We start from the raw sequence: 12,543 nt of genomic DNA, 5'->3' as shown, positions 1-12,543 counted from the left end.
CACTGCCGGAAAGGCACCCACTTGTCTCAGAACGACACCACCTTCGGCGCGCTCGGCGTGCCCGCTCCTCTCGTCACCGCCCTCGCGGCCGGTGGCAAGACCGAGCCCTTCCCCATCCAGGTCGACACCCTGCCCGACACCCTCGCAGGGCGCGACGTGCTCGGCCGCGGCAAGACCGGCTCGGGCAAGACGCTCGCGTTCTCCATCCCGATGGTCGCGCGCCTGGCCGGGCCCCTCGCGGGCGGCAAGCGCCGCCCAGGCCGCCCGGTGGGCCTCATCCTCGCCCCCACCCGCGAGCTCGCCACCCAGATCGACGCCACCCTCGCGCCTCTCGCCCACGCCTACGGCATGACCACCACCACCATCTTCGGTGGCGTCTCGCAGTCGCGCCAGGTGACCGCGCTGAAGGCCGGCGTCGACATCGTCGTGGCCTGCCCCGGTCGCCTCGAAGACCTCATGAAGCAGGGCTTCGTCACCCTCGACGCCGTGGAGATCACCGTGCTCGACGAGGCCGACCACATGGCCGACCTGGGCTTCCTGCCCGTCGTCACGCGCATCCTGGACAAGACCCCGCAGACGGGTCAGCGCCTGCTGTTCTCGGCCACCCTCGACAACGGCGTGGACAAGCTCGTGAAGCGCTTCCTCCACAACGAGGTGCTGCACTCGGTCGACGAGGCGAACTCGCCCGTGGCCGCGATGACCCACCATGTGTTCGAGACCCCCTCGGTGGAGTCGAAGCGGGTACTCGTGGAGCGCCTCGCCTCGGGCACCGGCCGCCGCATCCTGTTCATGCGCACCAAGCACCACGCCAAGAAGCTCGCGAAGCAGCTCACCGAGGCGGGCATCCCGGCCGTCGACCTGCACGGCAACCTCTCGCAGGTGGCCCGCGACCGCAACCTGGCCGCGTTCAGCGCCGGCGACGTGAAGGTGCTGGTGGCGACGGATGTGGCCGCCCGCGGCGTGCACGTCGACGACATCGAGCTCGTCATCCACGTCGACCCGCCGGCCGAGCACAAGGCCTACCTGCACCGCTCGGGCCGCACGGCGCGCGCCGGATCGGAGGGCGACGTGGTCACCATCATGCTGCCGACGCAACGCAAAGACGTAGCCGACCTGCTGCGCAAGGCCGGCATCAAGGTGACACCCGAGCCCGTCGAGGCCGACTCCGCGTCGGTGACGGCACTCGTCGGCGAGGTCGCGGCCTACGTGAAGCCCGCGCCGCGGGCGGCACAGGGCCAGCAGGGCGGCGGCGGCCAGTCGCAGGGCGCCAACGCGCAGCGCAAGCGCGCCCGTCGCGGTGGCGGCACCGGCGAGGCGGGATCGGGTGGCAACGGGGGCGCAGGCTCGACCGGTGGTCGCGGCCGCGGGCGCGGCGGGGCGGGTGCTCCGGATGCGCAGGGCGGCAACGGCGGTCGGCGCGGCGGGCACGGCGGCGGCGGTGCGGGCGCGGGCGGCGCGAACGGTGCCGAGGGATCGGGCCGTTCCGGGCGCTCTCGGCAGCGGTCGCGCGGTGGTGCCGACTCGGCGTCGACCTCCGGCGGCAGCCGTTCGTTCTACAGCACCTCGACCGACCGCCCCGGCGGCGGCTCGGGCGGTCACGGCGGCGGCGACGCGGGTCGTTCGCGGCAGTCGGCGGCCTCGTTCTCGGCGAACTCCTCCGGCGGGCGTCGCCGCTCGCGCTGACGCAGGATCATGAGCGCGGTCTCCCGGGTGATCGGGCGACCGCGCTCAGTCGTCTCCGCTCGGTTCGGAAGCGCGTGCGTCCGCGCGCTCTCCGGCGAGCTCGGCGACGTACTGTGCGATGCGCCGGGTTCGTGTCTCCTCGCGCTTGAGGTTGTGCAGCGTGAAGAGGATCTGGAAGCGCCGCTGACCGGTCAGCTCGGCGAAGCGGGCTTCCGCGACGGGCGAGGCCGCGAGAGCCGCAGCGAGTTCGGGCGGCACCTCGATGTTCTTCGGCGAGGCGTACGCCGCATCCCACCGGCCGTCGGCCCGCGCGCGCTCGATCTCCCGGAGACCGGCGTCGCGCATCCGGCCGGCCTCGATCAGCGCGGCCACCCGCTCCTGGTTGATCTTCGACCAGAGGCTCCGCGGCCGCCTCGGGGTGAAGGTCTGCAAGAAGTAGTGCTCGTCGAGTCCGTTGCGGCGGCCGTCGATCCAGCCGTGGCAGAGGGCCACGTCGATCGCGTCGGAGTGGTTGACGGTCTCGATGCCGCTGGCCTTCTTGGCGATGCGCAGCCGGATGCCCGCGACCTCGCCGCCGTGCTCGGCCAGCCACGCCTCGAAGGCTGCGGCATCGGCGAACTCGAGGTGCTCGTATTCCTCGGCCATGGCGACGGCGTGCTTACGGCAGGCGGCCGACCGAGGCCAGTGCGGCACGCAGCAGCCCGCCGCGGCCGCCTTCCATCTCCTCGCCCACGGCGGGCGACGCCGCCTCCTCGGGCGTCATCCAGGTGAGCTCGAGGGCGTCCTGCCTCGGCTCGCAGGTGCCCGTGACCGGCACCACGTAGGCGAGCGCCACGGCATGCTGTCGCGAGTCGTAGTACGCGGATGCGCCGGGGAGCGGGAAGTACTCGGCCACCTGGAACGGCACGGGGCTGGCCGGCAGCTGCGGGAACGCCATCGGCCCGAGGTCTTTCTCAAGGTGCCGGAACAGCGCGTCGCGGAGCGTCTCGCCGTACATCACGCGGCCCGACACGAGGGTGCGGGCGATCGTGCCGCTCGACCCCACGCGCAGCAGCACACCCACCTCGACCACCTGGCCGAGGCCGTCGACGCGCACCGGAACAGCCTCGACGTAGAGCAGCGGCAGCCGCTGCCTGATCTCGGCGAGCTCGCTGTCGCTCAGCCAGCCTGAGTTGGGGTCGGGGGTACGCACGCTCATGCTCCATTCTTACCCGAGCGCGCTCCGCTTCTGCGCGAGGGCGGGCCGATGTCGGCGGTCGGGGTGAGGATAAGAGGATGGGCGACATGCTCGACAGCTTCTCCCCCGCGACTCGCGAGTGGTTCAGGGGTGCGTTCAGCGCGCCCACCCCGGCCCAGCTCGGCGCCTGGGAGGCCGTGTCGAGCGGGCAGCACGCCCTCGTGGTGGCTCCCACCGGCTCGGGCAAGACGCTGTCGGCATTTCTCTGGGCGATCGACCGGCTCACCTCGACGGCACCAGACGCGGGAGCGGGCCGCAAGACCTCGGTGCTCTACGTCTCACCGCTCAAGGCCCTCGCCGTCGACGTGGAACGCAACCTGCGCGCACCGCTCGTGGGCATCACGCAGACCGCGAAGCGCCTCGGCGCCGAACCCCCCGTGGTGACGGTGGGCGTGCGGTCGGGCGACACCACCTCGCAGGAGCGCCGGTCGCTCGCGCGCACCCCTCCCGACATCCTCATCACCACGCCCGAGTCGCTCTTCCTCATGCTCACCTCCTCGGCGCGGGAGTCGCTCTCCGAGGTCACCACCGTCATCGTCGACGAGGTGCACGCGGTGGCCGCCACCAAGCGCGGCGCGCACCTCGCGGTGAGTCTCGACCGGCTCGACCGGCTGCTGCCCGCGCCGGCCCAGCGCATCGGGCTCTCGGCCACGGTGCGGCCCCGGGAGGAGGTCGCGCGGTACCTGGCCGGGGGCAGGCCCGTGGCGATCGTGGCGCCGCCCACCACGAAGACCTTCGACCTGAGGGTCGTCGTGCCGGTCGACGACATGGCGCAGATCCCGCCCGCCGAGACCGGCCTGCGCGAGGGGCCGGCCTCGGCCGCCTCCGCACCGGAGCAGGGCTCCATCTGGCCGCACGTCGAGGAGGACATCGTCGATCGGGTGCTCGAGCACCGCTCGTCGATCGTGTTCGCCAACTCACGGCGGCTCGCGGAGCGGCTGACCGCCCGGCTGAACGAGATCTTCGCCGAGCGGATGGGGTGGGCCAGCGGCGACGACGGTGGCGGTGACGGCAGCGGTGACCGCGGGAGCAGCGGTGGCGGCGGGTCGGCTCCGGCCCAGGTCATGGGTCAGGCCGGTAGCAGCGCCGGCGCCGAGCCCGTGCTCGCGCGCGCCCACCACGGCTCGGTGAGCAAAGAGCAGCGCGCCCTCATCGAAGACGACCTCAAGTCGGGGCGCCTGCGCTGCGTGGTGGCCACCTCGAGCCTCGAGCTCGGCATCGACATGGGCGCGGTCGACCTCGTCGTGCAGGTCGAGGCTCCCCCCTCCGTCGCGAGCGGGCTGCAGCGGGTGGGCCGCGCCGGGCACCAGGTGGGCGAGATCTCGCGCGGGCTGCTCTACCCGAAGCACCGGGCCGACCTGCTGCACTCCGCGGTGGTCGCCACCCGCATGACCCGGGGCGAGATCGAGGCCATCTCGCTGCCGGCCAACCCGCTCGACATCCTGGCCCAGCAGACGGTGGCGGCCTGCGCCCTCGAGCCGATCGACGTCGAGGAGTGGTTCGACACCGTGCGCAGGAGCGCGTCGTTCTCGAACATGCCCCGATCGGCATACGAGGCCACGCTCGATCTGCTCTCCGGCCTCTACCCTTCCGACGAGTTCGCCGAGCTGCGACCGAGGGTGGTCTGGGACAGGGATGCGGGAACCCTCACGGGCCGGCCCGGCGCTCAACGGCTCGCGGTCACGAGCGGCGGCACGATCCCCGATCGTGGGCTCTTCGGGGTGTTCATGGTGGGCGGCGAGCCCGCCGACGCCGATCCTTCGACCGGCTCGCCCCGGTCGGCGCCCGGTCGGCGGGTCGGCGAGCTCGACGAGGAGATGGTCTACGAATCGCGCGTCGGCGACGTGTTCGCGCTGGGGGCGACGAGCTGGCGCATCCACGAGATCACGCACGACCGGGTGCTGGTGACGCCCGCCTTCGGGCAACCGGGGAGGCTGCCGTTCTGGCGCGGCGAGGGCATCGGCCGCCCTGCCGAGCTCGGCAGGGCGATTGGCGCGTTCACCCGCACGGTGGCGGCCGCGGATGCGGAGCAGGCGGCCGCGATCGCCGTCGAGGCCGGACTCGACGAGCGCGCCGCCACGAACCTCACCACCTTCGTGGCCGAACAGAACGAGGCCACCGGCGCGGTGCCGAGCGATCGCACCCTCGTGGTGGAGCGCTTCCGCGACGAGCTCGGCGACTGGCGGATGGTCTTGCATTCCCCGTACGGCATGCAGGTGCACTCCCCGTGGGCGCTCGCCGTCGGGGCGCGCATCCGGGAGCGTCTCGGCGTCGACGCCAACGCCGTCGCGAGCGACGACGGCATCGTGGTGCGCCTGCCCGACACCGAGAGCGAACCGCCCTCGGCCGAGCTGTTCCTGTTCGAGCCCGACGAGCTCGAACAGCTCGTGACCGACGAGGTGGGCGGTTCGGCGCTGTTCGCCTCACGCTTCCGCGAGAACGCGGCCCGGGCGCTGCTGCTCCCCCGCCAGAACCCCGGACGACGGTCGCCGCTCTGGCAGCAGCGCCAGCGCTCCGCCCAACTGCTCGAAGTGGCCCGCAAATACCCGAGCTTCCCGATCATCCTCGAGACGGTGCGGGAGTGCCTCCAAGACGTCTACGACCTCCCCTCCCTGCTCGCCCTGGCCCGCGACCTGGAGTCGCGCCGCATCCGGGTGACCGAGGTCGAGACCGTCGAACCGTCCCCATTCGCGCGGTCGCTGCTGTTCGGGTATGTGGCCTCGTTCGTCTACGAGGGCGACTCGCCGCTGGCCGAACGCCGAGCCGCGGCGCTCTCCCTCGACCCGACACTCCTCGCCGAGCTCCTGGGGCGCGCCGAGCTGCGCGAGCTGCTCGACCCGGCGGTCATCGAGCAGACCGAGCTCGAACTGCAGCGCCTCGCCCCCGAGCGGCGCGCCCGCGATGCCGAGGGCGTCGCCGACCTGCTCAGGATGCTCGGCCCGCTCACGCACGACGAGGTCGTCGCCCGCTGCCTCGACTTCGACGTGACCGCCGCCCTGGAGAGCCTGGCCGTTCACAAGCGCGCCCTCACGGTCACCTTCGCCGGCCGGCAGTGGTGGATCGCCGTCGAAGACGCCGGCCGCCTGCGCGACGCGCTGGGTGTGCCCGTGCCGATCGGCGTGCCCGAGGCCTTCATCGCCCCCGTCGAGCATCCCGTGCTCGACCTGGTGAGCCGGTACGCACGCACGCACGGACCGTTCCTCGTCTCGGAGGTGGCCGGGAGGTTCGGGCTCGGCACCGCCGTCGTGGCCGACGCCCTGCGGCGCCTGGTGGCCGACCGCCGCGTGGTGGAGGGCGAGTTCCGGCCCACCGGCCTGGCCGACGAGGAGAACCGGCTGGGCGAGGCCGGCGGCACCGAGTGGTGCGACGCCGAGGTGCTGCGGCGCCTGCGCAGCAGATCTCTCGCCGCCCTTCGGCACGAGGTCGAGCCGGTGCCCACCGAGACGCTCGCCCGGTTCCTGCCGGCGTGGCAGCACGTGGGCGGCTCGCTCCGCGGGGCCGACGGTGTGCTCACCGTGATCGACCAGCTCGCCGGGGTGCCGGTGCCCGCCTCGGCCTGGGAGACCCTGGTGCTGCCGGCCCGGGTGCGCGACTACAGTCCCGCCCTGCTCGACGAGCTCACCGCCTCGGGCGAGGTGCTCTGGACCGGTCGCGGCTCTCTGCCGGGCAACGACGGCTGGGTCGTGCTGCACACCGCCGACACCCTGCCGGTGACCGCCACGGCGGCCGAGGAGTTCGACGCCACCCCGGTGCATCGCGCGCTGATCGACGCGCTCGGCCGAGGGGGTGCCTACTTCTTCCGCTCCCTCGCCGACCGCGTGACGGCCGAGCTCGAGGTCGGCGCAGACGGCCCCGCCGGGGTCGCCGCCGACGACAAGGCGATCGTCGCCGCGCTCTGGGACCTCGTGTGGGCCGGGCTCGTCACCAACGACACCGTGGCCCCGCTGCGGAGCCTCACGGGCTCCGGCACCTCGAGTCATGCCACCCGCCGGGCACCCGCCCGCACCCGCCTCTACCGCGGCCGCTCCGCACTGCGCGCCACCATGCAGACCAGGGTGGGCCCTCCCACCGCGGGCGGCCGGTGGTCGCTGCTGCCCGAGCCCGTCGCCGACCCGACGCTCCGCGCCCACGCCACCGCCGAACTGCTGCTCGACCGGTACGGCCTGGTCACCCGGGGCTCGGTGATGGCCGAGCGCGTGCCCGGCGGCTTCGCGCAGATGTACCGCGTGCTCAGCCAGTTCGAGGAGTCGGGCCGCTGCCGCCGCGGCTACTTCGTCGAGACACTCGGCGCCGCCCAGTTCGCCACCGGCGGCACGGTCGACCGGCTGCGCGCCTTCGCTCCGGATGCGCTGGGCCGGCCCGAGACCGCCAGTCGCGATCGGCTCGCGAGCGACGGTGCGCTCACCCTCGCCGCCACCGACCCGGCCAACCCCTTCGGCGCCGCGCTGCCCTGGCCCGAGACGGAGGGGCATCGCCCCGGCCGCAAGGCGGGAGCCCTCGTCACCCTGGTGGCCGGCGAGCTGGTGCTCTACCTCGAGCGCGGCGGCAAGACCGCACTCACCTTCACGGCCGACGAGCAGACGCTCACGGCCGCGGCCGCCTCGCTGGCCGATGCGGTGCGCGCCGGCCGCATCGACCGGCTGTCGGTGGAGAAGGCCGACGGCGACTTCGTGCTCGGCACCCCCACCGGGCGCGCCCTCGAGGCCGCCGGGTTCACCGCCACGCCCCGGGGGCTGAGGCTTCGTGCCTGAGGGCGACACCGTCTTCCGCACGGCGGAGCACCTGAACCAGGCCCTGGCCGGCCGGCCGCTCACCGTCTTCGACCTGCGGGTGCCGCGGCTCGCATCCGCCGACCTCCGCGGGGAGACCGTCGACGAGGTGGTCTCCCGTGGGAAGCACCTGCTCACGCGGATCGGCGAGCACACGCTGCACACCCATCTCAAGATGGAGGGCGCCTGGCACGTGTACCGGCACGGATCGCGGTGGCGGCGGCCCGCCTACCAGGCCAGGGCGGTGCTCGAGAACGCCGAGTGGGTCGTGGTGGGCTTCGACCTCGGCGTGGTGGAGCTCGTGCGGCGCGACGACGAAGACGAGGCGGTGGGGCACCTCGGTCCCGACGTGCTCTCGCCGAGCTGGAGCGAGGCCGAAGTGTCGGAGGCGGCCAGCCGTCTGCGCACCGACGGCGGCCGCGAGATCGACGTGGCGCTGCTCGACCAGCGCAACCTCGCGGGGCTCGGAAACGTGTACGTGAACGAGCTCTGCTTCTTGCGCGGCGTGCTGCCGCAGCGCCCCGTCGACGAGGTGGCCGACCTCGAGGCGCTCGTCGCGCTCGGCCGGCGCCTGATCGTGGCCAATCGCGACCGCGTCGAACGCACCACCACCGGCGACCTGAGACCGGGCCGGCGCACCTACGTCTACGGGCGCGAAGGGCGCCCGTGCCTGCGCTGCGGGACGCGAATCCGGAGCGGGGAGCTCGGCGCCACCGAGCTGACCAGGCGCATCACGTACTGGTGCCCCACCTGTCAGAGCTGAGCTCCCGCACGGCGTACGCTGGTCGGTGGCCGAGTCGTCGACGGGGGCGGGACGGCGGGGCTCGAAGGCACGAAGACAAGGGGTGACGGTGGCGGCGACGAGGATCGGGCACGACGCCGAACGCGTCGCGGCACTCGAGGCGTACGGCCTTCTCGACAGCGAACTCGAGTCGCGCTTCGTGGGTTACCTCACCATGGTGGCCGACTTCTTCGGCATGAACCAGGCGGCGATCGCCATCGCCGACGACTCCGACCTCATCATCAAGGCCAGTGTGGGGCTGGGCGACGCGGTGCGCATCCCGTTGCAGGGCAGCTTCACCGAGGCCGCCCTCATGAGCGGCGAGCCCGTGGTGGTGGAGGACGGCAGCTCCGACGCACGGTTCCACGACCACCCGTCCGTGGTGGCCGCACCCTTCCTGCGCTCGTTCGCCGTGTCGCCCCTGCACGCGGCCGGGGGCGAGCGCATCGGCGTGTTCGCGCTGGCCGACCCGCGTCCTCGCAGCTTCAGCGGCGCCGAGTTGCAGAACATCTCGCGCATCGTGAGCTGGGTCGAGGCCGAGCTCGCCGCGGAGCGCGAGTCGCAGCGCGCCCGCGACGTGCAGCGCGCCCTCCAGCCACCGGTGAAGCTCGACGTGCCGGGCTACGACGTCGACGGCATCCTCATCGCCTCGCACGACGTGGGCGGCGACTTCTACGACTGGCGGTCCGACGCCACCGGCGTCGCGCTCACCCTCGGCGACGTGATGGGCAAGGGCACGGGTGCGGCCCTGCTCGCCGCCACCATCCGGGGTGCGCTGAAGACGAGCGTGGTGACCGAACCCGGATGCGTGGAGTCGCGCGTGGCGACAGCTGCGGTGGCCCTCGACGAGGAGTTCGCGGCGGCGGAGGCGTTCTCCACCCTGTTCCACGCCCACCTCGAGCTGGCCGACGGCCACGTCGCCTACATCGACGCCGGTCACGGCCTCGCGGCGCATCTCCGGCCCGACGGGCGGAGCGCGCTCCTCTCCGCCAACAACCAGCCATTCGGGCTGAACCCGGTCGACTCCTGGCAGGTGGGCACGGTGACGCTGGAGGCGGGGGACACCCTCATGGTGGTGAGCGACGGCATGCTCGAACTCGGCGACGGCACCCTGTCCGCCCTGCTCACCGACCTGGCCGACCTGGGTTCGGCACCCCGGCTCGCCGAAGCCGTCGAGAGCCTCATCCTGCGGCGCAGCGGCCGCTCCGCCCCTCCCGACGACGTGTGCATCGTGCGGGTGCGGCGCCACTGAGCACGACAGCCCTCCGGGCGGTGGTGCGGTCGCCGCTCAGCGGAGGCCGGCGGCGTCGAGCGCGGCGATCTGGCGCTTCAGGGCCACCTGACGGTATGAACTGTCGATGAGCTCGGCCGCGAACTCCCAGTCGGTGCGCTCGTCGAGGTCGAGGGCCAGCCAGCCGCCCGGACCGAAGTAGGGCGGAACGAACACGTCGTCGCGCTCGGAGAGGGCGGGATGCTCATCGCGCTGCGGCTTGAACACGAGCGTGTGCGGGCGGTCCATCATCGCGCCCACCACCACGAAGATCTTCTTGCCCGCCCGGAACGTGGGCCTTCCCCAGGCCTCGACCTCGGCCATCTCGGGGTAGTCGGAGCAGATCTCGCGCACCCGGGCCACGATCGGGTCGGCGGCCTCGAACAGTCGTGGGTGCTGCATGTCTGGAGGCTACCGCCGCCGCGGCGGGGACGCCACCGGCCGGCACTCACCCGTCGCCCGCGCGGCGCCCGCCAGGGCTGTTAGATTCGCAGGAGACCCAGACCCAGAACCCGACGGGAGCACGATGAGCGAGTACGACCAGGTGCAGATCGATGACGCCGCGGTGGTGTGGTCGGTGCCGTGGGAGGAACGCTCGGAGCGACTGGCGAGTCAGCCGCTCGTGATCGTGATGCACGGGCGCGGGTCGCACGAGGCAGACCTGCCCACGCGATGGCCGCACCTGCCGGCCGGAGCCGTGTACGCCTCATTGCGTGCGCCCCTCTCGGCTGCACCATGGAACATGGGCGGCTGGACCTGGTTCGACCTCACCGTGCCCGGGCCGCCTTCACGCGCATCCGTCGACGCGGCCGTCGCCGCCGTCCTGGGCTGGCTCGACCGCGTGGAGAGTGAGCACGGCGCGCCGACCGCGGTGGCGGGACTCGGCTTCTCGCAGGGCGGCATGATGTCGATGGAGCTGCTGCGGGCCGCACCGCACCGGTTCGCCGCCGCCGTCGATCTCTCGGGGGTCGTGGGGGTGGGCGAGGTGGCCGGCGACGAGGTGCTGGCCGGCCGGCGGCCGCCGATCTTCTGGGGGCGCGACCTCGACGATCCGGCCATGACCGCCGAGGCCGTCGGGCGCACCGAGGCCTTCCTCGCCGGGCACGCGACCGCGACCGAGCGGCGCTACCCGGGCATCGCCCACTCCATCTCGCTCGACGAGCTCGCCGACGTGTCGGAGTTCCTCACCTCGTCCCTGCCGATCGCGACCGCTGCACAGAGCTGATGGCCGCGCGCAAGGGCAAGGCGGCGTCACCGTCGACGGCCGCCACGCTCGCCCTGGTGGCGGCGGGCATCGACTTCGTGCCGCACGTGTACGAGCATCGTGCCGGCAGCACCGACTTCGGCGCCGAGGCCGCCCGCGAACTCGGTGTCGAGCAGGGGCGGGTGTTCAAGACCCTCCTGGTGGAGACGGATGCGGGGCTCGGCGTGGGCGTGGTGTCGGTGGCCGACCAGCTCGACCTCAAGGCGCTCGCGGCGGAGCTCGGGGCGAAGAAGGCGTCGATGGCCGACCCCGCCGTGGCCGAGCGCAAGACGGGTTACGTGGTGGGCGGCATCTCGCCTGTCGGACAGAAGACGCGGCTGGCGACCGTGGTCGACGAGAGCGCACTCGGGTACGAGACGGTGTTCGTGTCGGGCGGGAGGCGGGGATTCGACCTGGAGATCGCGCCGGCCGACCTGGTGCGGGCCGTGGGCGGTACGACCGGGGTGATCAGGAGGGGCTGAGGCCGGCGTGGCGCCTCAAGCTCGCACCTCAGCCCCGCACCTCAGGCGCCGACGTGCTCGACGGCCCAGCGGCGGAGGAAGACGGCGCCCGCGGCGTCGTTCACGACGCCGGACTCGGTGAGCACGTCGTAGGGCTTCTCGGGCACGCCCTCGGCGGGGCGCACGTCGACGTGGGCGACGTCGAACCCGCGGCCGTGCATCCAGTCGGCCATGGCGTAGTCGCCCCGGGAGTCGCCCACCGTGCGCCACAGGGTCGGGACGGCACCCGTCGCGGCGACCAGGTCGAGCGCGCGCTCTGCGCCGAGGTCTTTGCCCACGCGCACCGACTCGATGTCGGTGGAGATGATCGAGGGGTCGAGACGGTAACGGATGCTGCCGTCGGCGGCCGGGTGCCGTTCACTCCTCCACAGGGCGCCGATGTCGTCGGTTCTGCACAGATCGAGCACCGCGCGGTCGAAGTCGGGCTGCACCCCGAGATAGTGGTCGGAGTCGACGTCGGTGCGCTGCTCGACCGAGACCATGGTGCGCTTGGTGTCGTCGAAGAACATCGAGTCGGCGAACTGCTCGGCCACGAGGCGGGCGATCTGCTCGCGGAGTTGGCTGGGCACCAGGAGGGAGTCGTCGACGGTCAGGTCGCCCACGCCCTCAGGGGTGATGCGAAACCACACGGCGCCCTTCTCGCACACGCCGAACACCCGCGCTTCGTCGCGCAGCCCGCCCTCGACCAGCGGGCCGACCACCTCGCCCTGCAAGAACTCGTCCGAGCGCCCCGTGTTGAACACGACCGGCACGCCCGCGTTGGCGAGCGCCACGAGGTCGGCGGCGATGGAGGGAATCGCGATGGTGCGGGTCACCGGGCTGGCGATGGGCCCGTCGACGTCGAGCAGCAGACCGAGCGGTGGCGTCACAGAACTCACCACTCCAGTATGCCCACTCCCCGGCGCGCACCCGCGTGCGCGCTCGCCCGCGCATCCGCGTCGCCACCATCGACACGTCAATAGGTGCCCTCCTCCGGGGGTGGTCTCTAGTGGTCAGTGCAACAGGTAGGGTTCGATGATCTCAGCTGGGGTGGCGAAGT

Annotated in this window: 10 protein-coding genes; 6 read left to right on the top strand and 4 right to left on the bottom strand. The window is 72.8% G+C overall.

Annotation, left to right across the window (positions count from 1 at the left end; genetic code table 11):
• The first annotated feature begins 21 nt into the window (after positions 1-21).
• Positions 22-1,683: a DEAD/DEAH box helicase gene (locus N1031_RS12105; protein ID WP_259479909.1), complete on the top strand. Its 1,662-nt coding sequence runs from the start codon at positions 22-24 to the stop codon at positions 1,681-1,683.
• 45 nt (positions 1,684-1,728) lie between these two features.
• Here N1031_RS12105 and N1031_RS12100 read toward each other — a convergent pair whose 3' ends face one another.
• Positions 1,729-2,328, bottom strand: a complete 600-nt coding sequence (locus N1031_RS12100) for a YdeI/OmpD-associated family protein (RefSeq protein ID WP_259479908.1) — start codon at positions 2,326-2,328, stop codon at positions 1,729-1,731.
• Positions 2,329-2,341: 13 nt separating this feature from the next.
• Positions 2,342-2,881, bottom strand: a complete 540-nt coding sequence (locus N1031_RS12095; protein WP_259479907.1) for an NUDIX hydrolase family protein — start codon at positions 2,879-2,881, stop codon at positions 2,342-2,344.
• A 77-nt stretch (positions 2,882-2,958) separates the two neighbouring features.
• On the opposite strand from N1031_RS12095, the gene N1031_RS12090 reads away from it, so the two are divergent.
• From N1031_RS12090 to N1031_RS12080, 3 genes are all read left to right on the top strand, one after another.
• On the top strand, positions 2,959-7,671 hold the full coding sequence (locus N1031_RS12090) for an ATP-dependent helicase (RefSeq protein WP_259479906.1): 4,713 nt from the start codon (positions 2,959-2,961) through the stop codon (positions 7,669-7,671).
• On the top strand, positions 7,664-8,452 hold the full coding sequence (locus N1031_RS12085) for a DNA-formamidopyrimidine glycosylase family protein (RefSeq protein ID WP_259479905.1): 789 nt from the start codon (positions 7,664-7,666) through the stop codon (positions 8,450-8,452). Before N1031_RS12090 ends, N1031_RS12085 begins: the two co-directional genes overlap by 8 nt.
• 88 nt (positions 8,453-8,540) lie before the next feature.
• Positions 8,541-9,722: a PP2C family protein-serine/threonine phosphatase gene (locus N1031_RS12080; protein WP_259479904.1), complete on the top strand. Its 1,182-nt coding sequence runs from the start codon at positions 8,541-8,543 to the stop codon at positions 9,720-9,722.
• Between the two features lie 36 nt (positions 9,723-9,758).
• Here N1031_RS12080 and N1031_RS12075 read toward each other — a convergent pair whose 3' ends face one another.
• Entirely contained in the window at positions 9,759-10,142 is a 384-nt protein-coding gene (locus N1031_RS12075) for an MmcQ/YjbR family DNA-binding protein (protein WP_259479903.1), read from the bottom strand.
• A gap of 124 nt (positions 10,143-10,266) precedes the next feature.
• Here N1031_RS12075 and N1031_RS12070 point away from each other — a divergent pair, with 124 nt between their 5' ends.
• On the top strand, positions 10,267-10,965 hold the full coding sequence (locus N1031_RS12070) for an alpha/beta hydrolase (protein WP_259479902.1): 699 nt from the start codon (positions 10,267-10,269) through the stop codon (positions 10,963-10,965).
• Positions 10,965-11,465, top strand: a complete 501-nt coding sequence (gene ybaK, locus N1031_RS12065) for a Cys-tRNA(Pro) deacylase (RefSeq protein ID WP_259479901.1) — start codon at positions 10,965-10,967, stop codon at positions 11,463-11,465. Before N1031_RS12070 ends, ybaK begins: the two co-directional genes overlap by 1 nt.
• 41 nt (positions 11,466-11,506) lie before the next feature.
• On the opposite strand, the gene N1031_RS12060 is transcribed toward ybaK, so the two are convergent.
• A complete protein-coding gene (locus N1031_RS12060) occupies positions 11,507-12,382 on the bottom strand; it encodes a hypothetical protein (RefSeq protein ID WP_259479900.1) in 876 nt (291 codons plus the stop codon).
• Between the last annotated feature and the right edge of the window lie 161 nt (positions 12,383-12,543).

This window comes from Herbiconiux moechotypicola (assembly GCF_024979255.1).
GTDB classification, from domain to species: Bacteria; Actinomycetota; Actinomycetes; order Actinomycetales; family Microbacteriaceae; genus Herbiconiux; species Herbiconiux moechotypicola.
This window is presented reverse-complemented; position numbering and strand designations above follow the sequence as displayed.

Coding starts and splice junctions, on each gene's coding strand:
- N1031_RS12100 (WP_259479908.1), bottom strand. CDS start 2,328: ATGGCCGAGGAATACGAGCACCTCGAGTTCGCCGATGCCGCAGCCTTC.
- N1031_RS12095 (WP_259479907.1), bottom strand. CDS start 2,881: ATGAGCGTGCGTACCCCCGACCCCAACTCAGGCTGGCTGAGCGACAGC.
- N1031_RS12090 (WP_259479906.1), top strand. CDS start 2,959: ATGGGCGACATGCTCGACAGCTTCTCCCCCGCGACTCGCGAGTGGTTC.
- N1031_RS12075 (WP_259479903.1), bottom strand. CDS start 10,142: ATGCAGCACCCACGACTGTTCGAGGCCGCCGACCCGATCGTGGCCCGG.
- N1031_RS12070 (WP_259479902.1), top strand. CDS start 10,267: ATGAGCGAGTACGACCAGGTGCAGATCGATGACGCCGCGGTGGTGTGG.
- ybaK (WP_259479901.1), top strand. CDS start 10,965: ATGGCCGCGCGCAAGGGCAAGGCGGCGTCACCGTCGACGGCCGCCACG.